This window comes from Nitrosomonas sp. Nm33 (assembly GCF_900107265.1).
In the GTDB taxonomy this organism is placed as follows: domain Bacteria; phylum Pseudomonadota; class Gammaproteobacteria; order Burkholderiales; family Nitrosomonadaceae; genus Nitrosomonas.
On record NZ_FNPJ01000012.1, the window covers coordinates 26,203 to 49,057 of the forward strand.

The following is a 22,855-nucleotide window of genomic DNA, read 5'->3' on the forward strand; positions in this document are numbered from 1 at the left end:
TTTTTTAATTGCTCATTGCTCAAATAACGGACTGACTGGATATTCTAATGCTTCCTTGATTGCAACGAGCGAGAGCACAGCCTCACGACCATCAATAATGCGATGATCATAAGAGAGCGCAAGATAATTGATAGGTCGTATAACGATCTGACCATTTTCAACTACAGGGCGCTGTTTGGTCGCGTGAATGCCTAGAATCGCACTTTGCGGTGGATTGATAATTGGCGTGGAAAGCATGGATCCAAAGATACCCCCATTAGTAATAGAAAAGGTACCACCGGTTAATTCTTCAATAGTCAATTTGCCATCTTGCGCTTTTTTTGAGAAATCAGCGATTTGCTTTTCTATCTCTGCCAGTGATAACTGATCAGCGTTACGGATAATCGGTACCACCAATCCACGGGAACTTGCAACAGCGATACCGATATCGTAATAACCATGATAAACAATGTCGTTACCATCTACCGAAGCATTGATAATAGGAAATTTTTTCAGTGCGGCAACAGCCGCTTTGACGAAGAATGAGGTAATCCCGAGTTTAACTCCGTGCTCTTTTTCAAAGGTATCTTTGTAACGCGCACGTAAATCCATAATCGCCTGCATATTGACTTCATTGAATGTCGTCAGAGTTGCAGTTGTCGATTGAGACTGTACCAATCGTTCAGCAATACGCATGCGTAGTCTTGTCATAGGTACGCGTTGCTCAGGCCGAGCACCAGCTGCTGCCATTGCACCTATCTCAGGTATTTCCGTTCTGGCTGGAGAAATAATGACCTTGCTTTTCACATAGGCTAGGATATCTTCTTTGGTGATGCGACCGTCGCGTCCTGTCCCGCTAATAGCATTGATTTCATCCCAGCTGAGATTGTTTTCATCAGCAACCTTTTTAGCTGCTGGCATCAGCTTGGGTGTCACCTGTTCAGCTTCTTTTGTTATTACCTCGGGGGAGACAGGCTCTATTTCAGGGACAGCTACAGCTTCAGCACGAACTTGAGCCTTATGAGTTTCTGTCTCTATCTTAGCGATCACTTCACCAGCCATTACTGTAGCACCATCACCCTTAATGATTTCGGCTAGGATACCATCCCGTGGGGCAGGTAGCTCCATAACTACTTTATCAGTTTCAACATCAACAAGATTTTCACCACGATTAACCAGCTCACCTTGCTGCTTGTGCCAGGAAATCAAAGTGGCTTCAGTAACCGATTCAGATAATTGAGGTACTTTGACTTCGATTAACATAATCTGTTTTCCTTTTTAAATTTTATCCCGGAATGCCGCCTCAACCAGTCCCTGCTGCTGGAATCGGTCCAGCTCCAGATAACCAACAGCAGGTGATGCTGAGGAAGGACGCAAAGCGTAGCTGAGGATCTGGTCAGGTCGCTTATGCCTAAGGATGTAGTGTTGAATACGGTGCCAAGCTCCCTGGTTACCTGGTTCTTCCTGGCACCAGATGATTTCCTTGGCATTATGGTAACGATCTATTTCTGCTTGAAAATCTTCGTGTGGGAAGGGATAGAGTTGTTCGAGCCGAATGATGGCCATGTCTGTAATGTCTTCTTTGCGGCGATAGGCGAGTAATTCATAATATACCTTGCCACTACAGGTAATGATGCGTTTTACCTTATCAGCATTGAGATGTTCCGTTTCGGGGATGACAGCTTGGAATTGACCATGAGCGAGATCTTCTAGTGACGATATCGATTCTTTATGTCGAAGTAAGCTTTTGGGCATCATGATGATTAACGGTTTGCGAATTGGACGGATCAATTGTCGCCGCAACAAATGAAAGGTCTGAGCGGGTGTAGAAGGAACACATACCTGAATATTATATTCCGCGCATAACTGCAAGAATCGCTCTAACCGAGCCGACGAATGTTCAGGTCCTTGTCCCTCATAACCATGTGGCAGCATCATGACTAATCCGCATAAACGTCCCCATTTGGCTTCGCCCGATGTAATAAATTGGTCAATCACAACCTGTGCGACATTAGCAAAGTCACCAAACTGCGCCTCCCAAATAACGAGCCCATTCGGTTGTGCCGTTGCATAGCCATACTCAAAACCTAATACGGCTTCTTCCGAGAGCATTGAATCGATAATAGTCAAATCAGGTTGCTTCGGTGTAATATACCGAAGTGGCACATAGATGCCACTTTCCCATTGCTCTTGTTCAGGATTCTGATCATGTAATACTGCGTGGCGGTGAAAAAAAGTTCCACGTCCGCTATCTTGTCCGGAGAAACGAATTGGATAACCTTCTTTTAATAGTGAAGCATAAGCTAAATTTTCAGCCATTCCCCAATCCAATGGCAGATTTCCTTTCCCCATCTCACGTCGATCAGCAATAATTTTCTCAACCCTCGGGTGTAATTTAAAAGTTGCCGGAATATCTGTGAGACGTTCCGCAAGGAACTTTAATTTATCAATGGGAACTCCTGTTTTTATCGGTTGATTCCATTTGCTGGGGTTGAGAAAAGGCGCCCAATTGATTGCATGAGGTGATTTATAATCATAGAGAATGGTCTTGTTAGGGTTGTGACCTGCATCCATTGCATCATAATAGGCCTTGACCATAACCTCTGCCTCTGCCACAGCAATGACGCCCTCTGCTACCAGCTTATCCATGTAAAGCTTGCGTGTCCCAGAATGTTTATTGATGATGCGGTACATGGAGGGTTGCGTGACCATCGGCTCGTCCTGCTCATTGTGACCTTGCTTACGAAAACAGACTAAATCAATTACGACATCCTTGTGAAACTGCATGCGAAAATCCAATGCAATTTCTGTCACCATGACTACAGCCTCAGGATCGTCGCCATTGACATGAAAAATTGGCGCTTCGATCATTTTTGCCACATCAGTACAGTAAAGGGTGGACCGGCTGTCACGAGGATCTGAGGTGGTAAAGCCGATTTGGTTGTTAATAATGATATGAACGGTACCACCTGTACCATAACCTCTTGTTTGCGACAGGTTTAATGTTTCCATTACCACCCCCTGTCCTGAGAAGGCTGCGTCGCCATGCAGTAGCACGGGAATGACTAACTCTCCCTTTTTATCGTGTAAACGATGTTGGCGGGCGAGGACCGACCCCTCTACCACGGAATCAACGATTTCAAGGTGTGAGGGATTAAACGCGAGTGCAAGATATACAATTCCACCCTGTGTCATAACAGCGGACGAGAATCCCTGGTGATATTTGACATCGCCAGCAGTGAGCGTCTGCACTTTTTTTCCTTCAAATTCTAGAAACAGGTCTGAGGGCATTTTACCTAGTGTGTTGACGAGGACATTAAGTCTGCCTCGATGTGCCATGCCGATCACGATTTCTTTTATGCCTACTTCTCCGGCGTGCTGTAGCAATTTATCCAGTAAAGGAATCAGACTTTCGTTTCCTTCACCGGAGAAACGTTTTTGTCCAACATAACGAGTATGAAGGTATTTTTCCAGACCCTCTGCGGCAGTTAGACGTTCAAGGATATGTCGTTTATAGTCAGCAGTAAGGCTCGGCTGAGAGCGCGGACCCTCCAGGCGGTTCTGTATCCAGCGTTTCTGCTTTAAATCGGTAATGTACATATATTCTGCGCCAATTGTGCCGCAGTATGTTTGCTGCAGTATCTGTAAAATTTCCTTCAATGACGCATGCTCTTGACCTACCAATGAACCGGTATTAAAAACCGTTTCCATATCGGCTTCAGTCAATTCATAAAATGCCGGATCAAGCTCTGGTATATCGAGTACTTGCTGATGGTTAAGCGGATCGAGACGCGCCAGACGCACGCCGAGAAAACGGTACATGTTGATAAGCTGCAGAACAGCTATTTGCTTACGTTCTTTAGCCTCAGCCGAGGTTAATGAAATAGTTACTTGGGGATAGCCAAGACGCTTTTTAGATGGAAGAGTTTGTGCAAGTCTTACAAATGATTCAATAATAGAAGTATGAGGTACATCTCGAGCAGTTATCGTCAAAGTCTGCTGCAATGAATCAAAATAACTACGCCATTCAGGAGATATCGAATCCGGGTTGCTGAGATATTTTTCATAGAGATCTTCGATAAAAGGAGCATTAGTACCAAATAACATTGAATTCTCAAAGAATTGTCTCATCATGACCAGACTCATTTTATTTTAAAAAACGAAAGCACATTAGAATAGATAGTACCTGCGCAACACGATTTATTTGATATGTCGGTCGACCTGTATTCTAGTGATATTAATTTAACTTTATGATTTTTACCTTCTTACCCATATACACATAAAAATTAATTCTAAAACTAAGAGTGATCTTACTATTTGCCAGTTTCTTTCGATGATACGTTTCTTTGTGTAACACCGGTATAGAGCTGACGAGGACGTCCTATTTTTTGATCGGGATCAGCGATCATTTCATTCCATTGAGCTACCCAGCCAACCGTCCGTGCCATTGCGAAAATTGCAGTAAACATGGAAGTCGGTATGCCTAATGCACGTTGTATGATGCCAGAATAAAAATCGACATTAGGGTAAAGTTTTTTAGCGATGAAATAGTCATCCTCCAGAGCGATTCTTTCCAGCTCTAAGGCGAGCTTGAAAAGGCGGTTATTATGGAGCCCCATTTCATCCAATACCTCGTGACAGGTTTCACGCATGAGTTTTGCGCGTGGATCAAAATTTTTGTATACCCGATGACCGAAGCCCATCAGGCGGAAAGGGTCATTCTTGTCTTTCGCGCGTCTGATATATTCATTAATGCGTGAAACATCGCCAATTTCTTCCAGCATGTTAAGACATGCTTCATTTGCACCTCCATGCGCGGGTCCCCATAAACAGGCGATACCTGCAGAAATACAGGCAAACGGATTGGCGCCACTGGAGCCTGCCAGGCGAACCGTAGAAGTTGAGGCATTTTGCTCATGATCGGCGTGAAGAATTAAAATACGATCTAACGCTTTTACGAAGATCGGATTGGGAACATAATTTTCAGCTGGCGTGGCAAACATCATGTACAGAAAGTTTGCAGCATAGCTTAAATCGTTGCGTGGATAAATGAAGGGTTGCCCAATATTGTATTTGTAAGCCATGGCCGCAATCGTGGGCAATTTGGCAATCAGCCGAAAGGCGGATTGCTCACGATGAACCGCATCTGAAATATCCATCGCTTCATGGTAAAAGGCTGACAAGGCACCTACCACCCCCACCATCACTGCCATAGGGTGAGCATCTCTTCGGAACCCACTATAAAATCTGACCAGTTGCTCATGCAGCATGGTATGGCTTTTAATAGCATGAACAAATTGCTTTTTTTGTACGTCAGAGGGTAACTCGCCATTCAGCAGCAAATAACAGACTTCCATGAAATCACATTGTGTAGCTAGCTGTTCAATAGGGTAGCCACGATAGAGAAGGATACCGTTATCGCCATCAATAAATGTGATAGCGGATTTGGTGCTAGCTGTAGAAAGAAAACCAGGATCATAAGTGAACATACCACCCTTGGCATAGAGCGTACGGATATCAATCGTATCCGGCCCCATATTACCCGACATAATCGGGAGCTCAACCGGTTCTCTATTCTCGCCAAGCAGTAGGGTTGCTGTACGTTGTTCAGACATATCTATCTCCCATGGTTTGAGGATCTACACGCTTTAGTATAGCAAGCAGCGTTAGTTTGCTTAACTTTGTTGAAGAAGCTTTAGAACTGACTTCAAGTTCTCGTTTGCTGTTTCCTTTTTGGAGGAAATTATATCCCATAGATCATTATCAGGGAGTGTCAGCAATGTTTCAAACGTTTTTAACTGCGTTTCATCTAATTGCACATAGTATTTATCCAGAAAGCGCTGCAATATAATATCCAACTCCAGCAAACCGCGTCGACAACGCCAACGGAGGCGTTCTCGCTGCTTCATACTGTTCTTTTTACCAACATATTTTTGATTTTACCAATTGCACTCGTTGGATTTAATCCTTTTGGACAAACATCCACACAATTCATAATGGTGTGGCAGCGAAACAGGCGATAAGGATCTTCCAGATAATCCAATCGTTCAGCAGTAGCTTGATCGCGGCTGTCAGCCAGAAAACGGTAAGCTTGCAGCAAGCCAGCAGGACCGATAAATTTATCCGGATTCCACCAGAACGAAGGGCATGCTGTGGAGCAGCATGCACACAAGATACATTCATACATCCCGTCCAATTCGGCTCTTTCTTCTGGTGATTGCAATCGCTCGGTCTCCGGGGGAGGATCATTATTGATCAAATAAGGTTTGATCGAGTGATATTGCTTAAAAAATTGTGTCATATCCACGATTAAATCGCGAATAATCGGCTGGCCAGGCAGAGGGCGGATTTCTATCGGTTCTTTCAGGCTGGCTATCGGAGTGATACAGGCTAATCCATTACGACCATTGATGTTCATTGCATCTGATCCACATACACCTTCCCGGCAGGAGCGACGCAAACTAAGACTGTCATCTTGAGATTTGATTCGAATCAAAGCGTCCAGCAGCATTTTGTCAGTTGGCTCTAGCTCAATATCATAATCCTGCATGTAAGGTTTCTCATCCTTGTCAGGGTTATAGCGGCTAATTGAGAATCGCATGATTGAAGCTCCTCCGTTTCTTAACAGATAATATTCACCGATAAGGATAGCAGGTGCAGGGCGATGGTATCGATGCGGCTTAAAAGATTGATGTATTCAGAGTGATACCTAATTATCAAGTCTGTTCAATCTTCTGGGAGATAAAGGTCTTGATTGCATCCACATCTTTATCCATGACCTCAAAGTGTTGAGGAAGGTCTTCCAGATTTTCAAGTTCCGCAGGCCGTATTGGCTCAAATCCCACAGCTTCCTTGATACTTTCAGCAAATTTTGTGGGTAGCGCGGTTTCCAGGCAAATAAGCGGAATGCCCGGTTCGCGATATTCAAGTCCAACTTTTACTCCATCTGCGGTATGGGTGTCAATCAAAACTTTGTATTCATGATAGAGCTTACGGATTGTATCAATACGTGCGGCGTGATGACTGGTTCCGGAAACGAAGCCAAACTCTTTTGTCTTAACCCACAAAGTGTTACCAAATAGATCGAAAGCATTTCCTTTATCAATGGATTGCCACAATTCCTTAACCCGCATAGCATTGCGGTCTGTCAGATCAAAGATAAATCTCTCAAAGTTAGAAGCCTTGGAGATATCCATTGAGGGGCTGCTCGTGTGGTGTGTTTCGCCAGTGGTGCGCGGCCGGTATAGACCCGTACGGAAGAACTCATCCAATACGTCATTTTCGTTGGTAGCTAGAATGAGTTGTTTGATCGGCAACCCCATCATGCGCGCTACATGACCAGCAAAAATGTTACCAAAATTCCCTGATGGCACAGAAAATGATACTTGTTCATCGTTTGATTGGGTAACTGCAAAATATCCTTTGAAATAATAAACAATCTGTGCAGCTATGCGCGCCCAGTTGATCGAATTGACCGTGCCGATATGGTGTTTTTGCTTGAATGCATGATCATTACTTACCGCTTTGACAATATCCTGGCAGTCATCAAAGACACCGCGAATAGCGATATTGAAAATATTTTCATCTTGTAAGGAAAACATTTGCGCGGTTTGGAAGCGGCTCATTTTGCCAAGCGGTGAAAGCATGAAGACACGGATACCGCGTTTGCCGCGCATGGCATACTCAGCGCTTGAACCGGTATCACCGGAAGTTGCTCCAAGAATATTCAGCTCAGCTTTTGTCTTGTCTAATGTATATTCAAACAGATTCCCCAATAGCTGCATGGCAATATCCTTGAATGCCAAAGTGGGACCATTAGACAGGCACAAGATGTGCAACCCAGGTTCGAGAGTTCTAACCAGCGTAATGTCTGGGCTGCCAAATGCTTCTGCTGTGTAAGTACGCGCTATCAAGTGACGCAAATCATTAGCAGGAATGTCATCCATGAAACGGGAAAGTATTTCAAATGCGAGCGCCTGATAGTCAAGAGAACGCCATGTTTCAAGTTCAGACGGGCTGATTTTTGGATAAACTTCAGGTACAGCGAGCCCGCCATCTGGAGCTAGGCCGCTCAGCAGTATTTCAGTAAAAGTTCTTGGCGACATACCGCCGCGAGTAGAGATATAATGCATAGTATTCTGATTGAATAATGAGAGAGTAGAAGAAATAAACTACTACCCTAGACTAGTTTGAAAAAATACGGCAAGTCAGCTCAAATTGCATCATGCTTATTTGCTTAATTCTTCCAAACGGATACGCACTACCTTTCCTGCCATGGTAGGCAACTTCTCAATTTTATCTATTGCAGCATTAATGTTCTTTTCTATCGTTGTATGGATGAGCATGATGATGTTGACTTTATCCTCTTCCTCAGCATGTTCTTTCTGCACCATAGCGTTGATCGAAATATCTGAATCAGCCAAGATGCGTGTGATATCGGCAAGAACGCCAGGTTTATCCATTGTCTGAAAGCGAAGATAGTAAGCTGTTTCAACCTCTTCCATCGGTACGATCGGGATGTCTGATAATAATTCTGGCAGAAATGCGAGATAAGGCACGCGATGTTCCGGATCGGCAGTGAGCAGACGTGCCACATCGACCAAATCAGCTATGACCGAGCTGGCTGTAGGCTCTGCGCCTGCACCTGCACCATAGTAAAGCGTAGATCCGACGGCGTCGCCTTTGACGACCACCGCATTCATCACGCCTTCCACATTGGCGATCAGTCTTTTAATAGGAATGAGAGTAGGATGCACACGTAGTTCAATACCCTTCACTACACGCTTGGTAATACCGAGTAGCTTGATGCGGTAACCGAGTTCTTCAGCGTAGCGGATATCATCATTACTAAGCTTGGTGATGCCTTCGATATAGACCTTATCGAATCTGACTGGGATACCAAAAGCGATCGCTGCCAAAATGGTTATTTTATGTGCAGCATCAATCCCTTCAATATCGTAGGTAGGGTCAGCTTCAGCGTAGCCAAGTTTTTGTGCGCGAGCTAACACCGTATCGAATGCGAGCCCTTTCTCACGCATCTCCGACAAAATAAAATTACTGGTGCCATTGATAATGCCAGCGATCCATTCTATCCGATTGGCGGCTAATCCCTCACGTAATGCTTTGATAATGGGAATGCCCCCTGCAACTGCTGCCTCAAAGGCAACAACCACGCCTTTTTGCTGAGCGGCTGCAAAAATCTCATTGCCATGCGATGCCAGTAGTGCTTTATTGGCTGTAATCACATGTTTGCTATTGGCAATAGCCTGTAGTATCAGTTCTTTAGCAACCGTTTGTCCGCCAATCAATTCGATAACAATATCAATGTCGGGACGTGAGACGACTTCGAATGCATCAGCGGTTACGATGGTGTCGCGATCGGCCAGGCGACGTGCTTTTTCAATATCACGGTCGGCAATAATACGGATCACAATATTGCGACCGACACGACGGGCAATTTCTTCCTGGTTACGTTTCAGGACGGCATAGGTACCGCCACCGACCGTTCCGATTCCTAATAAACCAACGTTAATGGGCTTCATATTCTGATTTATAAAATTAAACTAAGAATGTTACAAAATAATTAAATTATGGATTTTTCAGAGTTTCTGAGAATATCCAATGAGATTTGCCATGGAATTATACGGCGTGTATCCCATGACGTTTACGATAACGCTCCAGAAAACGTGCAATTCGACCGATTGCTTCCGTCAGATCGTCACTATTGGGTAAAAACACCACCCGGAAATGATCGTGATAGAGCCAATTAAAACCAGTTCCCTGTACTACTAGCACCTTTTCTTCCTGCAACATATCCAGTATGAATTGCTCATCATCTTGAATAGGATAAATTTTTGGGTCCAAGCGCGGAAACAGATATAACGCTGATTGGGGTCGATAGCAGGTTACACCCGGAATATCAGTTAGCAGTTTCCAGGCAAGATCACGTTGCCGCTTGAGTCGCCCAGTAGGCATCGTCAAATCATATATACTCTGATAACCTCCTAATGCAGTCTGGATACCGAATTGCGCGGGTACATTTGCACACAGACGCATAGAAGCCAGCATATTTAAACCCGCAATATAATCCTGCGCACGTTGCTTATCGCCCGATACCACTGCCCAACCAGAGCGAAAACCAGCTGCCCGATAATTCTTTGATAAGCCATTGAATGTTACAAACAAAACATCATCAGCCAGGGAAGCTACCGAAGTGTGTGTTGCTTGATCGTAAAGTATTTTGTCGTAGATCTCATCTGCATAAATGATTAGATGATGCTGACGAGCAATTTCAATAATCTCAAGCAAGAGGTCAACCGGATATAATGCACCTGTTGGGTTATTGGGATTGATGATGACAATTGCGCGCGTACGAGGCGTGATTTTAGCACGAATATCATCCAGATCCGGGAACCAATCAGACTGTTCATCACAAATATAATGGCGTGCAATCCCACCAGCCAACGATACGGCTGCTGTCCACAGGGGATAATCAGGTGCGGGGATGAGCACCTCATCGTTGTTTTCCAGTAGCGCTTGCATGGCAAGCATAATCAGCTCGGAAACGCCATTACCAATATAAATGTCATCCATTTGCACGTTAGGAATGCGTTTTTCCTGTGTGTAATGCATGATGGCTTTGCGTGCAGCAAATAGACCCCTTGAATCACAATAACCCGAGGCGGCGGACAGATTTCGGATGACATCCTGTAATATTTCCTCGGGCGCTTCAAAGCCGAATGAAGCAGGGTTGCCGATATTGAGTTTGATAATGTGATGACCTTCCTCTTCCATTTGTTTGGCCCGGTCGAGGACGGGACCACGAATGTCGTAACAGACGTTAGCAAGCTTGCTGGATTTTGTGATGGGCTGCATGATTAGTGTGAAAAACTACGCTGTAGTGGATAGATATTGAAAAAATAAAGAGAATATAATGTTACCTGACCCATATTTTTTTGCAAAAAAAGTAAAATAAAAAAATCTAAATTAAGTCTAAATTTTTATTGATAGCTATTTGCTGCACAATCGTTCTATAACGCAATAAACTGAAAATAATTTTTAAATACATCCTATTGATAAAGAACAGACTCTTTATTGATAAATAAGCAGGAGGTTTTACATTGAAGCTGCATCTTTCAGAGCATGAAGGATTCAATATTTTTTCCGGGTATGGGGAAGGCTATGTCGCAATTAATCGAGTCCGTTATGAGCATAATTTGATCGTGCTACCAGATCATATTATCGAGAACTGGCAAATCGAAAGTTTAGAGCAGTTAAAAGCAGCCCATTTTGATTGCTTACGACCTTTTCAACCAGAAATTATTTTACTCGGAACGGGAACAACACTGCGCTTTCCTAACCCCCAATTGATGAAAGCGATGATTTCTTCAGGGTTTGGTCTGGAAGTAATGGATACCCATGCAACTTGCCGAACCTATAATGTTTTAGCTGCAGAGGGGCGGCGTGTTGCTGCAGTCTTGATAATCTAATTCTATACTTTCCTCTTGTTAAAGAGATATGCATAGAACGTATCTTGACTAGCGCCCATTTTTAACCAAAAAAGAAAGATCTAATACGTGACGAAAAAGATGAAATAGCCGTTTTATTGCTCGCTAACCTCAATATTTCAGCTGATGAAACCTGCTTAGTTTGAATTAGAGAAAGACCTGCCTTGAAGCTGCCGACTTCGCCATTATGAATAGCATAAAATTCTCCAGTCGTCTGGTTAGGAAGCTTGCTAGAGATATCAATTTTCGCTTCACTGAGCAGAGGACGTAATTTATCAAGAGCCGTGTTCTGTGTGACCCGTCCAATAAACCATGAAGAAATCTGATCGCGGGCTCTGTAATCCAGATCCCCTGGGCTTTGTGTGGCGAGCATAAGCCCTAAGCCTGCCGAGCGCGCACGTCTAAGTAAATTTTCCAGTGGCTCTTTAGTTGCTGGTTTGGATTGGGCTGGAAGATAAAGATCGGCTTCGTCTAACAGGATGACTGCCTGGAGTTTGTCACTGGGAGATCTTTTTGCGTAGTGGTTTATTTCCAGCAAAAACTGCGCGACCCAGAATAATATGTTTTCATCATTACCGAGAAAAGCTGTATTGATGATACTTAGACGAGTTTTGTCTGTATGCTTATCGGGCCAAAGACCTAGCAAATTTTGTGCATTGAGTGATTCTCCGTGCTGCGCAAAAAGATTACCACTTGTCAGGCTCAATGTTTGCAAGTCTCCAACCAGTTTCTTGAATAATTTTGAGTCAAGCTTGCCAATTGCATTAAGTAATAGCGGATCTTCACTATCAATAAAGTCCATCAATGAATCGAGTGATAAAGCCTGATCCAGCTGTAATTCGCTTAGAATTGCAATCGCTTGTCCAAGGATAGCGATACGGGATTTATCTTGCCCAGAATCTTTGTAGCCCATGATTCTGCCTAGTGCAAAAGCGGCATGATTGGCTAGTTGCTGGCGTTCTCCGCTAGGAAGATGCCCCAGTCCAGAAGGTGCGATAGGAATGCTCAAGGCACGTCCCTGACCTTCTATTGTGCCAGGGGTATAGATGGCGATTTCGATCTTAGCGCTGAGCCTATCACGCATCTTGGTGCGCTCAGGATCTGCTATTGGAGTCTGCCAAGTTGCTTCCTGGGCATAACTGCATAAATCCCCTTTTCGATCTAATAGAATTGCAGATACACCTTGTAATAGTAATTGCTCGATGATATTCAAGGCCAATGTAGTTTTGCCGCTACCTGAACCACCAAGAAAAGCGGCATGACGAACCAATTCAGCATGATTGATTTCATAAGGGCGCGACTGATAATCTTGTGTAAAGCCGATTCGTAAGAGTGATGGATTAGCTGGATAAATAACTGACGGCACTAGGTCAGGTGGCGGGGGAGAATCGGCATTCGCTATATTCAAAATCTGTTGCAACGAAGGTAGACTAAGCAATGGTTGCTCAGCGCGCAACCATTGCAAAAATTTAGGGTGGTTTTCATATTCCTGTTGAAATGCTGTCATAGCGACCATGGTGCGCCAATCGGAATCAGCAATCACAATCCTTTGCCCGCCGGCTGCTATGAATTCTCCTAATCGCTTAGCGATCTGTGTTTGCGGGTTGGAAGGAAATTCCGTTGAGCGAAGGGCGATCGGTTTTCGTTTACCCGCTCCCACTTGCAATTGATCAACTTGCTTGGCCAATGACCCCCCTTGCGATGATTTCTGGCATAGCCCAACAGTTAACTGTTGATTTACATTTCCTGCGGAATCGTGGATATTGATATCCAGAAATCCTTGACGCAACAAACACTGAAGTTGGTGTGAGTTGTTCAATTCTTTCGCACAATGTTCAATTGAGCTTGCGAGCAATTGCAGTAACTCGTGCTCATCTCCTGGCACTGGATGTGATTCTACTAAATAATCATTCCATCGTTGTGACATTTCGATTTCAGTGTCGAGGTCGTTACCTTCTGGTTTTACGATATCAATATTAGGAGCTTCAGGAGGCAGCTTGGTTTTAATTGAACGTTCTCGTTGTTCGCGACACCAGTTTAGAATTTGACGACTGCTCATTCCAGTAAGTTTTTCTGGAGTATCTGATGGGAATGGGTGAAGTGGGGTGTTTTCATCGTAAGTAATTGGTTCACTGTCGTATAGATCTTGCAGTCGCGTGGCAATTAATTTTTGTATTTCCTCAGTACTGCGTTTAGTCGTGAGGGTGATTGGATTGGGATTCTTTTCGATTCTGTCGAGCTGAGATGTTGATAGATTTCTTTTGAGTATTTCATAGATATCAGACAAGCAGGCGATTACAACAATGACATTAGGTATTTCTGCCAGTGTAATCATTGCATCCATTGCAAGACGAAATTTTGTATCTGAATCTTCGATTACTTGATGAATACCTTCCAGTTGATCAAGACAAATAACAAACGCACCTGTATCAGTAGCTAATATTAATTTGGCTAGCGCCTCAAGCGTATTCAGCGGATTCCCTTGTATGCGTGGTGGAAGACCACCTAATACTTTACTGTCATATTCTGCTAAAGGTTCGCAACGAAGATATTTAAAAACCCTGGCGTGAATGGAAGCATCGTCACATTGTAAGTAAAGTAGCGCCCGAATCAAATCTAAATCTTGTCCGCGAAACTGCTTAATAATCAGATCGGCAATCTCATAAATCAAATTTGCTAAATCTCCTTGACTCAGCTCATTAGTACGTAGGCATTCGATTTTACTTTTAGGGATAGCATCTTGCTCGATTAGAACATTGGATAGGCGCATGAGTCCACTCAGATCTCCGGACGGCTGATAATAGGGCTTATCGAGAGAGTCGATAGTGCGGTAGAGGGCATAATGTGCGTAGTCAGACACAGAGGAAGTCATTTGCATATATGCAAAATAGCCAAGACCATGTTCATGCACATAATTGCGAAATGTGCGCATCAAATGTGTCTTGCCTGCTCCAGATTCTCCCAGTAATAGCAGAATGCGACCTGAATCCAGGTGTACTGAGGAATTGATCCTACTTAACAGATATTCAAAACATTCTCGACCACTTTGATGAATGCTCTTCACATCATGGGGATCAGGACACCATATTTGATTTTGGAAGGTAATTGAAAGAAAGGTTTCTGGTTTGATAGATGAGCAAAAAATATTGAATCGAGGATCTTTTATACTTTCAGACATTTCCTGGCTCCAGTCGAATAAAATGGAAGATAGCATTCAGATAGTGTGTTTCTGAGGCAGCCACATCATCTTGATTCATGCTATAAACAAGATCAGCGTGACTTAAATTAATCAATCCTTTGTTATTTGCCAGAGTAAGTAGCTGTTTAAATTTATCGAAATCAAGCCCTGACTGCTTCCCATCGATACCCATTTGCTTCCAGACATGAGAGATGAATATTTTATTCTCACCGAACCGGCCAGTTTGGCAACATTTTGCCGATTGCATTACTTGTGCGGCAAATGCTTCTAGATCGATTGGTTTTGGCTGAGAGTCGGGAAGAGGGAGTTCAGTAGTGGCCGCTTTAAGAATAGCGATCCGTATTTCTTCAGGATCTGTACGCCGGGCATTGGTCGCTTTAGCAACGAGCTGCTTAAGTGCAGATTCCCATGGTAATTCACGTCTTGAATCTAGCAGGGTGTTCAGCAGCGATGTCATGAGGTTATTTTGAGTGAATGGTTTTGGGTCTGAAACGGATAGTCGGTTTTTCAGGTGAGTAGTTACTTGAGGGTTTGTTAATTGTTGCCAGAGCAGATAATCTCGGGTTTCAGTCAAGGTTGGGTAAGGCCCTAACGGTAGTTGGTAAGCATGCGCTAACACCTGAGCTCGAAGGCCATCGGCACTGGATATGCGATCGCGATCGCGATCATTTGTAGGAGCCGGTATGCCGAGTGCAAGGGGAAGCAAGTAACAGTTTTTCAGGGTTTGCCAGCGGATCGTCTCAGAGGAAGGCGGCATTTTCAAAATTTGCAAAGCCGATTTCATACCCGATGCGGTGATGCAATATCGAGCCTGACTTATTTTTTGTAACAAATTTTGTTCAACTAGCTTTATTAGCTGATTTGACCATTTATCGATAGAAGGAGGATTCACAAATAACGGATTGAGTGATTTTCTTAATTCGCTGGTAATGAGCCCTTTATCGGGTGAAGCGGTTAGACGGATCAAAATCAACTCATGTAATTGAAGCATAGATTTTGCTATGTTCATTTTAGTCATCCTTATATTCGTCTTCTTTTACGACCAGCTTGTAAGGCAAATCTTATTGTATCGAGAATTTCCTCCAATCTGGCGACTACATCTTCTGCCAAAAAACGGAGTACCAGAATTCCCTGTAATTGTAGTTCGAGATCTTTGCGACGGTCTCTGCGCCATATTTTTGATTCCTGAAAGTGATAATAACCATCGATTTCAACAGCGATTCGTTCTTCAGGTGCGTATAAATCGATCTCCATAGCTTGATTTCCAAATGTAAATGGCATTCTGGTATTGAGCTTGAAAATGCCACAAGTATCCGGTATCAGCTCCAGTACATTAAACAGAAACAGTTCAGCCTGGCTTCTGGCATTTGAATGGTCATTATGTGTTTCAGAGAGTGCTCGAATCAGCGTTTTGGCTTCATCAATTAATTGAATTGATGCGTGGTGCTGTTGCAGGAAACGGTTAATTTCAGATGGTAACTTGATCTCTTGCTCGCCCTCTTGATCTATGGCAACCAGGGCTGTGCGCAGCATCGTTTTGATTCTGGACTCAGCCGTGCAGGAAAAATAATGTGCCAAGGTGCTAGATGATACTGATAAGGCAATTGGAAGTCCCGGAAGGGATTCTGTGAGCTGAATTATAGAGTGAATTGAAGGGGAGATGAGCTGATCGTAGTGAGTGATTTCAATCAGCATGGCAGGAAGAATTTTAAGTGGAAAAAATTCTGTAAATACTGTTATGTCATTTTGTATATCTTGTCTCTTTTGAACATTTAAGATTTTTACTAACTCCGTGGTCAAAAGAGGAGTAATTTCCTGTTTTTGTGCAATCCGGTCAATAAACCAGCGCAATAAAACGTTGCCAACCGTGGAAAGGTTTATAGATAGTTGTTGTTGAAATACATCTAATTCATAACGAGTTTTCCCAACCAGATGGTGAAGGATAGTCTCTGTTGTGCTTTTATTTATTATTGCTAGATATTCTAAAAAATATTTATCTAGTGCTTGTCTTGCAAGCAGTTCTTCTAACCAACATAAAAATAGTGATTGAGTTGTAGTAGGCGACCAAATTATTGTTGTTAATGTATGGTTTGTTATCCATCTCTGCCATATTTTCCGAATGTTGTTAGGATATCCACTTAAAGTAGAAAGTGTTGGAATGCCTTGTTTGCGCCATTGCTGGTGTGTGTGAAGCTGGGAAAGAACAAATTCCATTCGTTTTGTTTGAGCTATATCAAGGTTGAAAACCATTCATTTACCTGTTTTATGGGATAAGCCTATCAGTAAGAAAGTATCATTTCTGTAATCCAGTCATTTAGCTATGTTAGCTTGAGGATCCGATGCGCTTTGCTAAGCATGCTTGGCTGGGATGAGATAATTAGAGTAGTGCGGTCTTGGATTAAAGCATCAAGTGCCTGGTTTACCAAAGGGCAATGAATATCGAATACGGCTGTTGTTTCATCAATAATGACAATCGTCGGGTTTTTAAGTAACACCCGGGCGATCAAGATACGTTGGTGCTGATTTGCCGAGAACTCAACATCTTTTCTGTCGATTCTGGTTTGCAGTCCCTGCGGCATTTCACGAGCAAATTTTGTCACATGGCATGTGCGTGCAACTTTCATGATGCTGGCTTCCATTGCGCAGTGCGTTGTACCATATGCGATATTGGCTGCGATGGTATCGTTGAGAAGCTTGGTGTCAGGTGTTAACCAGGCAATATTGGCACGCAAGTCAGCTAGCTTTATTGTGGCGATATCGATGTCGTCTAGCAATATTCTGCCATTTGTTGGGTGAATGAAACGTGCAATGAGATCGATTAATGTTCTTTCCTGATCTTCGCTGGAACTTGCCAACGCAACGATTTCACCCGGCTGGATCGTCAATGTGAGATTGAAGAGGGGAGGGCAGGTTTGTGAGTAATCATAAGCGCTGACTTCTTCAAACCGTATTTGACCGCGCGCGCTTGCTATCTCAACTTTCCCTGGATCAGATTCATTTTGCTGGGCAAGGAGTGAATCGATATTGTGGATGATGTGTAACCTATTTTGCGAAGATGTCAGTATGTTTAGTAATTGTTTTACTGGAAGAACAAGCATTAGTATTGCTGTGATCAAAGCACCGGCATCTCCGACCGTCATCATGCCAAGAGAGATTTGCTGCTTAAAAAGGAAAAAGAATACCGCTAAAATCGTAGCAATAATTAAGAATGCAAGGGTTTTGCTAAACGTTTTGACAGTTGCTTGCTTTAGGTTAAGACTTCTTTGCTGCTCAATGGAATTGCAAAAATGTTTGCTTTCTTGTAACTGGCTGCCATTGAGCTTGATCGATTTGATGTGTTTGATCGATGTTAAGGATAAGAGAGGGGAGGCCATTGATAGATGAGGTGTTTTCTGATCCAAGTCGCTTGCTTGAGAGATAAATTGCATGATTGAGCCAATAATCAATGCGACTAGAAGTCCCATGACTGAGAATTCCCAATTTAAGAACAGCATCACTGTCAGCAAGCCAATTGCTGTTAATATTTCTTTCCCTAGAATGGTGAGTATCTGAACGATGTCATCAGTAGTCTGCTCGATATCAGAGAAGAGGTTGGCATTGAGCTTATCTGGATCCGCTTCTTCTGGGTAAGAAACAGGTAGCGCCAGGAGTTTCTCAAACAGTAATTTTCGCTGATCCATACTGACTTTCCCGATTATCCAATTGATTGCGTAACTATTAAAAAAGTTTGCGACACCATGTAAAGTTAATAAGCCGAGTATAGTGAGTAGAACAAACTGAAATTCTTCTAATTCATGTTCAATGACTAGAATACTATCGAGTAATTGTTTGATGAGTAATGGTAAGAGGGATGTAGTCACTGCAACGGCAATTAAACTGCTGATAGCGATTGCGACCATCGTTCTGTAGGGAGCAATCCATGCTATAAAGCGGCGGAGCAAATGTTTTTCGATCATGACCAGCTTATCTAAATATCAAGATACAATTGATGCATTTTGCAGCAGGGGAGGTAAAGAAAAAATTAGACACGTCGTTAAGTACAAGAAACATTATGGCCAATTTATATAATCTATTTTAGTCAGGCTTTTGTTCGAATAATTGATAGAAGCATTCAAATTTAACGCAATAAAATGATAAAAATGACTCCAATGCATCCAGTTAATCAGACACAGACTGCCGTTTGCCGAAGAAAGGGTATTATTCTAGCGGGTGGTTCTGGCACACGGCTATATCCTGTTACTCAGGTTATTTCCAAGCAGCTGCTACCGATTTTTGATAAACCAATGATCTATTATCCGCTAAGTACACTGATGCTGGCGGGTATTCGAGATATTCTCATTATTTCTACACCACAGGATACGCCGCTTTTTAGATATCTGCTGGGAAGTGGTGAGCACTGGGGGCTGAATTTATCTTATGCTGTTCAGCCTTCACCAGATGGATTGGCTCAAGCTTTTATTATTGGCGAATCATTTATCGGCAATGATAATTCTGCACTTATTCTGGGGGATAATATTTTTTATGGGCATGATTTCCATTATTTACTCGAGAATGCCATGATGCGTCAAGAAGGTGCGAGTGTTTTTGCCTATCATGTCAATGATCCTGAACGTTATGGTGTGGTTGAGTTTGATCAAAAAGGGCTTGCGGTCGATCTAGAAGAAAAACCCAAGCAGCCAAAATCAAACTATGCTGTAACTGGTTTATATTTCTATGATCAACAGGTAGTTGATTTTGCGAAAGGTCTTAAACCTTCAGCACGTAATGAACTGGAAATTACTGATCTCAATCGGATTTATTTAGTTCAAAATAGGCTCAATGTTGAAATTATGGGTCGTGGCTATGCCTGGCTCGATACGGGTACCTATGATTCTTTGCTGGATGCCAGTAAATTTGTGGCAACGATAGAACACAGACAAGGACTTAAAATAGCCTGTCCAGAAGAAATTGCTTATCGAAAAGGATGGATTGATGCTGCCCAATTGGAAAAGCTGGCTCATCCATTAACTAAAAATGGTTATGGTCAGTACTTGATGCAGATTCTCAAGCATGGTCATATAGACAGTGCGAGTAATGAGGAGAGGTTTGGTTGAATATGAAAGCTACGCAATTAATGATACCTGAGGTATACCTCATTGAACCACGCGTATTCGGTGATGAGCGTGGTTTCTTCTTTGAAAATTATAATCAGCGCCAATTCGACGCTTTAATCGGTAGAAATGTTATGTTTGCCCAAAGCAATCATTCCCGTTCTGTGAAACATGTTTTGCGCGGATTGCATTATCAAATCAAGCAGCCTCAGGGTAAGTTGGTGCGTGTGATTGCAGGTGAAGTGTTTGATGTGGCAGTAGATCTTCGTAAAACTTCTCCCACATTTGGGCGGTGGGTGGGAGAAATTCTTAGTGCGGAAAATAAGAAACAACTCTGGATCCCTGAAGGTTTTGCCCACGGTTTTGTCGTACTTTCAGCATTTGCAGAATTTCTCTATCAAACAACTGATTACTGGGCACCTGAATATGAGCGTTGTATTCTGTGGAATGATCCAGTATTAAATATCCACTGGCCCATTGAGAGTGAACCTGTACTATCGACCAAAGATTCGCAAGGAAAATCTTTTTACGAGGCAGAGGTTTACGACTAATGGGCTGGTCTGACCTTTTGGTCAGGGTAATAGCAGCAATTATTTTAACCTAAAAACCACAATTGACCGCTTGATTGGAGAGTTAAACCGATTACATATAGAGGCATTTTCGAAATTTTCTTATTTACCAGAATGGTGAGACCGCTACGGGGTACATCATATGTCGCTCCAGGGCGCGAATGCGGCGTTGCTCTTCGTTGCAAAGAGCTGTCCTGCGGCCTCATCGCGCCTTACCTCGTATCTGGATCACCACACGCTCCTCCCCGTCCAACTGCGGTTTCTAGGTTTAGTCAATGACTAGATCTAAATCGCTTTATTTCTGCAATGCCTGTGGTGGCCAAACTTTGAAATGGCAGGGCCAGTGCCCGCATTGCCGGGAATGGAACACGCTAGTAGAAACAGTTGCTGAGAAAACGAGATTCACGAGTTTCGATAAAAATGGCTTTCGCTATATTTCTGCAACTGAGGTTAGCCAAGTATGCAATTTAAATGAGGTTGAAACAGAAGAATCTCCGCGTTACTCAACAGGGATAATCGAATTTGATCGCGTATTGGGGGGCGGCTTGGTGCGGGGAGGGGTTGTCCTGCTTGGTGGCGATCCCGGTATTGGTAAATCCACGCTGTTATTGCAGGCATTCTCGGCCATGTCGGCCCGGCACGAGGTATTGTATGTCAGTGGGGAGGAGTCGGCGCAACAAGTTGCACTACGTGCCAAACGTTTGGCGCTTGAGGTGTCAGCAGTCAAACTGTTGACAGAAATTCGGTTGGAAAACATTCAGGCAGTACTTGCTGAATCTCAACCCAAAGTGGCCGTGATTGATTCGATTCAGACAATTTATTCGGATGCGCTGCAATCGGCACCAGGGTCAGTTGCTCAGGTGCGCGAATGTGCTGCTCAGTTGACACGATTAGCTAAGACTCAAGGAATCTGCATGCTTCTAATTGGTCATGTTACCAAGGAGGGTGCACTGGCTGGACCGCGTGTGCTGGAACATATGGTGGATACCGTGCTGTACTTTGAAGGTGATACCCATTCCAGCTTTCGTTTGATTCGGGCATTCAAGAACCGCTTTGGCGCCGTCAACGAATTGGGTGTTTTTGCAATGACCGAGAAAGGTCTGCGTGAAGTGAGCAATCCCTCAGCCTTGTTTCTTTCCCATCATGATAGCCGAGTGCCCGGTGCTTGTGTGATGGTGACACAAGAAGGCTCGCGTCCATTATTGGTAGAGATCCAAGCATTGGTAGATGCTGCGCATGCGCCTAATCCCAGGCGATTAAGTGTGGGATTAGAACAAAATCGACTGGCAATGTTACTGGCGGTATTGCACCGACATGCAGGCATACCTTGCTTTGATCAGGATGTCTTTATCAATGCGGTAGGTGGTGCCAAAATCACAGAGCCTGGTGCAGATTTGGCTGTGGTCCTTGCGATTGTTTCTTCCCTGAAAAACAAACCATTGCCAGAAAAAATAGTGGTGTTCGGTGAAATCGGCTTGGCAGGAGAAGTGCGTCCCGTTCAGCGTGGTCAGGAGCGATTAAAAGAGGCAGCCAAATTGGGTTTCGTTAAAGCGATTATTCCCAGAGCCAATCAGCCCAAACAATCTATCCCTGGCCTTGAAATTATCGCGGTGCAGCGGATCGAAGAAGCAGTGATTCAATTGCGTTGAAGAAGTATTAATCCGATTTTTATAACCAAAACTGAAGATCATGAAGGCCAGATCTTGTATTCTGATAATACTTTTCATTATGGGACTGCTAGCTGCTGCGATCTTGCCGCCCATTCCTCAACCTCTTTCTTATCATGAATTTATTGACCAGCGCTCATTTCTGGGTATCCCTAATTTTTTCAACGTTATTTCTAATCTGATTTTTTTGGTTGTTGGGGTAGCTGGTTTAGTATTCCTGAGACATGTGCTGGTGTTGCCCTCACAAAAAACGTTTACTGCATTATCGGAATGTTGGCCATACGTGATCGTATTTTTAAGCACTATCCTGGCAAGTGTGGGATCAGCTTATTATCATTGGCAACCAGATAACAATACTTTATTTTGGGATAGGTTACCCATAGCAACTGGAATCATGGGCCTATTAGCTGCAACCATGACGGAGCGGATTGGTGTCAAACAAGGCTTACAATGGTTACCAGTATTACTAATAATTGGAGCTGCTAGTGTAATTTACTGGTACTGGAGTGAGTTACAAGGTGTCGGGAGCCTGAATTTTTATATCGTCGTGCAAGTCTACTCGATACTATTGATCGTTTTACTGGCGATTCTGTTTCCATCTCGCTATACGCGAGGACGAGATATTTACGTGGTTATTTCCCTTTATGGTCTGGCTAAGCTGGCAGAAATACTGGATGAGGAGATCTATCATTTCGGTCAGATTATTAGTGGTCACATGGTTAAACATCTTCTCGCGGGTCTTGCCGTTTACTGGATTCTACGTATGCTAAAAAAGCGAAGATTAGCAGAGAGATTTGATCAAGCAGATTAAATAAGGAAAGGTAATTAGAAATGAAAATATCCA

Annotated in this window: 17 protein-coding genes; 5 read left to right on the plus strand and 12 right to left on the minus strand. The window is 43.4% G+C overall.

The annotated features are described in order from the left end of the window. Nucleotides 1-12: 12 nt before the first annotated feature. From odhB to BLV54_RS04395, 8 genes are all read right to left on the minus strand, one after another. Nucleotides 13-1,242 (minus strand): 2-oxoglutarate dehydrogenase complex dihydrolipoyllysine-residue succinyltransferase, encoded by a 1,230-nt coding sequence (gene odhB / locus BLV54_RS04360; protein WP_090568300.1) that lies wholly within the window; start codon nt 1,240-1,242, stop codon nt 13-15. 15 nt (nt 1,243-1,257) lie between these two features. Further along, a complete protein-coding gene (locus tag BLV54_RS04365; RefSeq protein WP_090568303.1) occupies nt 1,258-4,113 on the minus strand; it encodes a 2-oxoglutarate dehydrogenase E1 component in 2,856 nt (951 codons plus the stop codon). A 179-nt stretch (nt 4,114-4,292) separates the two neighbouring features. After that, a complete protein-coding gene (gene gltA / locus BLV54_RS04370; RefSeq protein ID WP_090568306.1) occupies nt 4,293-5,594 on the minus strand; it encodes a citrate synthase in 1,302 nt (433 codons plus the stop codon). Nucleotides 5,595-5,654: 60 nt separating this feature from the next. Continuing rightward, nucleotides 5,655-5,888: an FAD assembly factor SdhE gene (locus BLV54_RS04375; protein WP_090568308.1), complete on the minus strand. Its 234-nt coding sequence runs from the start codon at nt 5,886-5,888 to the stop codon at nt 5,655-5,657. Further along, nucleotides 5,885-6,580: a succinate dehydrogenase iron-sulfur subunit gene (locus tag BLV54_RS04380; protein ID WP_090568311.1), complete on the minus strand. Its 696-nt coding sequence runs from the start codon at nt 6,578-6,580 to the stop codon at nt 5,885-5,887. Before BLV54_RS04380 ends, BLV54_RS04375 begins: the two co-directional genes overlap by 4 nt. Before the next feature lie 115 nt (nt 6,581-6,695). Continuing rightward, nucleotides 6,696-8,111 carry a threonine synthase gene (gene thrC / locus BLV54_RS04385; protein WP_090568313.1) on the minus strand — a complete coding sequence of 472 codons (1,416 nt, stop codon included), beginning with the start codon at nt 8,109-8,111 and terminating at the stop codon, nt 6,696-6,698. Nucleotides 8,112-8,207: 96 nt separating this feature from the next. Beyond that, on the minus strand, nt 8,208-9,521 hold the full coding sequence (locus tag BLV54_RS04390; protein ID WP_090568316.1) for a homoserine dehydrogenase: 1,314 nt from the start codon (nt 9,519-9,521) through the stop codon (nt 8,208-8,210). 97 nt (nt 9,522-9,618) lie between these two features. Next, nucleotides 9,619-10,854, minus strand: coding sequence for a pyridoxal phosphate-dependent aminotransferase (locus BLV54_RS04395; RefSeq protein WP_090568318.1), 1,236 nt, complete (start codon nt 10,852-10,854; stop codon nt 9,619-9,621). A 245-nt stretch (nt 10,855-11,099) separates the two neighbouring features. Here BLV54_RS04395 and BLV54_RS04400 point away from each other — a divergent pair, with 245 nt between their 5' ends. Beyond that, complete coding sequence (locus BLV54_RS04400) at nt 11,100-11,468, plus strand: Mth938-like domain-containing protein (RefSeq protein ID WP_090568321.1); 369 nt, start codon at nt 11,100-11,102, stop codon at nt 11,466-11,468. Nucleotides 11,469-11,529: 61 nt separating this feature from the next. On the opposite strand, the gene BLV54_RS04405 is transcribed toward BLV54_RS04400, so the two are convergent. The 4 genes from BLV54_RS04405 to BLV54_RS04420 all read right to left on the minus strand — a co-directional run bounded on the left by BLV54_RS04405 (nt 11,530) and on the right by BLV54_RS04420 (nt 18,641). After that, entirely contained in the window at nt 11,530-14,664 is a 3,135-nt protein-coding gene (locus BLV54_RS04405; RefSeq protein ID WP_090568326.1) for a helicase HerA domain-containing protein, read from the minus strand. Then, the gene (locus BLV54_RS04410) at nt 14,657-15,694 is read right to left on the minus strand and encodes a hypothetical protein (protein ID WP_143032418.1); all 1,038 of its coding nucleotides are present in this window, start codon (nt 15,692-15,694) and stop codon (nt 14,657-14,659) included. The genes BLV54_RS04405 and BLV54_RS04410 overlap by 8 nt, the downstream gene beginning before the upstream one ends. A gap of 11 nt (nt 15,695-15,705) precedes the next feature. Further along, on the minus strand, nt 15,706-16,935 hold the full coding sequence (locus BLV54_RS04415) for an endonuclease domain-containing protein (RefSeq protein WP_090568333.1): 1,230 nt from the start codon (nt 16,933-16,935) through the stop codon (nt 15,706-15,708). 68 nt (nt 16,936-17,003) lie between these two features. After that, a complete protein-coding gene (locus tag BLV54_RS04420) occupies nt 17,004-18,641 on the minus strand; it encodes an ABC transporter ATP-binding protein (protein WP_090568337.1) in 1,638 nt (545 codons plus the stop codon). A gap of 183 nt (nt 18,642-18,824) precedes the next feature. Between BLV54_RS04420 and rfbA the strand changes: the two genes are divergently transcribed. The 4 genes from rfbA to BLV54_RS04440 all read left to right on the plus strand — a co-directional run bounded on the left by rfbA (nt 18,825) and on the right by BLV54_RS04440 (nt 22,822). Next, nucleotides 18,825-19,778: a glucose-1-phosphate thymidylyltransferase RfbA gene (gene rfbA, locus BLV54_RS04425; protein ID WP_256329120.1), complete on the plus strand. Its 954-nt coding sequence runs from the start codon at nt 18,825-18,827 to the stop codon at nt 19,776-19,778. Between the two features lie 2 nt (nt 19,779-19,780). Beyond that, nucleotides 19,781-20,326 (plus strand): dTDP-4-dehydrorhamnose 3,5-epimerase, encoded by a 546-nt coding sequence (gene rfbC / locus BLV54_RS04430; RefSeq protein ID WP_090568339.1) that lies wholly within the window; start codon nt 19,781-19,783, stop codon nt 20,324-20,326. Between the two features lie 293 nt (nt 20,327-20,619). Next, nucleotides 20,620-21,993: a DNA repair protein RadA gene (radA, locus tag BLV54_RS04435; RefSeq protein WP_090568343.1), complete on the plus strand. Its 1,374-nt coding sequence runs from the start codon at nt 20,620-20,622 to the stop codon at nt 21,991-21,993. Between the two features lie 79 nt (nt 21,994-22,072). Then, nucleotides 22,073-22,822: an alkaline phytoceramidase gene (locus tag BLV54_RS04440; RefSeq protein WP_090568346.1), complete on the plus strand. Its 750-nt coding sequence runs from the start codon at nt 22,073-22,075 to the stop codon at nt 22,820-22,822. The last annotated feature ends 33 nt before the right edge of the window (nt 22,823-22,855 follow it).

Excerpts from the sequence above, each read along its gene's own strand:
- rfbA (WP_256329120.1), top strand. The coding sequence starts at position 18,825 with ATGACTCCAATGCATCCAGTTAATCAGACACAGACTGCCGTTTGCCGA.
- odhB (WP_090568300.1), bottom strand. The coding sequence starts at position 1,242 with ATGTTAATCGAAGTCAAAGTACCTCAATTATCTGAATCGGTTACTGAA.
- thrC (WP_090568313.1), bottom strand. The coding sequence starts at position 8,111 with ATGCATTATATCTCTACTCGCGGCGGTATGTCGCCAAGAACTTTTACT.
- BLV54_RS04395 (WP_090568318.1), bottom strand. The coding sequence starts at position 10,854 with ATGCAGCCCATCACAAAATCCAGCAAGCTTGCTAACGTCTGTTACGAC.
- BLV54_RS04405 (WP_090568326.1), bottom strand. The coding sequence starts at position 14,664 with ATGTCTGAAAGTATAAAAGATCCTCGATTCAATATTTTTTGCTCATCT.
- radA (WP_090568343.1), top strand. The coding sequence starts at position 20,620 with ATGACTAGATCTAAATCGCTTTATTTCTGCAATGCCTGTGGTGGCCAA.
- BLV54_RS04410 (WP_143032418.1), bottom strand. The coding sequence starts at position 15,694 with ATGAACATAGCAAAATCTATGCTTCAATTACATGAGTTGATTTTGATC.
- BLV54_RS04365 (WP_090568303.1), bottom strand. The coding sequence starts at position 4,113 with ATGATGAGACAATTCTTTGAGAATTCAATGTTATTTGGTACTAATGCT.
- BLV54_RS04440 (WP_090568346.1), top strand. The coding sequence starts at position 22,073 with ATGGGACTGCTAGCTGCTGCGATCTTGCCGCCCATTCCTCAACCTCTT.
- BLV54_RS04420 (WP_090568337.1), bottom strand. The coding sequence starts at position 18,641 with ATGATCGAAAAACATTTGCTCCGCCGCTTTATAGCATGGATTGCTCCC.
- BLV54_RS04375 (WP_090568308.1), bottom strand. The coding sequence starts at position 5,888 with ATGAAGCAGCGAGAACGCCTCCGTTGGCGTTGTCGACGCGGTTTGCTG.
- rfbC (WP_090568339.1), top strand. The coding sequence starts at position 19,781 with ATGAAAGCTACGCAATTAATGATACCTGAGGTATACCTCATTGAACCA.
- BLV54_RS04380 (WP_090568311.1), bottom strand. The coding sequence starts at position 6,580 with ATGCGATTCTCAATTAGCCGCTATAACCCTGACAAGGATGAGAAACCT.
- BLV54_RS04415 (WP_090568333.1), bottom strand. The coding sequence starts at position 16,935 with ATGGTTTTCAACCTTGATATAGCTCAAACAAAACGAATGGAATTTGTT.
- gltA (WP_090568306.1), bottom strand. The coding sequence starts at position 5,594 with ATGTCTGAACAACGTACAGCAACCCTACTGCTTGGCGAGAATAGAGAA.
- BLV54_RS04390 (WP_090568316.1), bottom strand. The coding sequence starts at position 9,521 with ATGAAGCCCATTAACGTTGGTTTATTAGGAATCGGAACGGTCGGTGGC.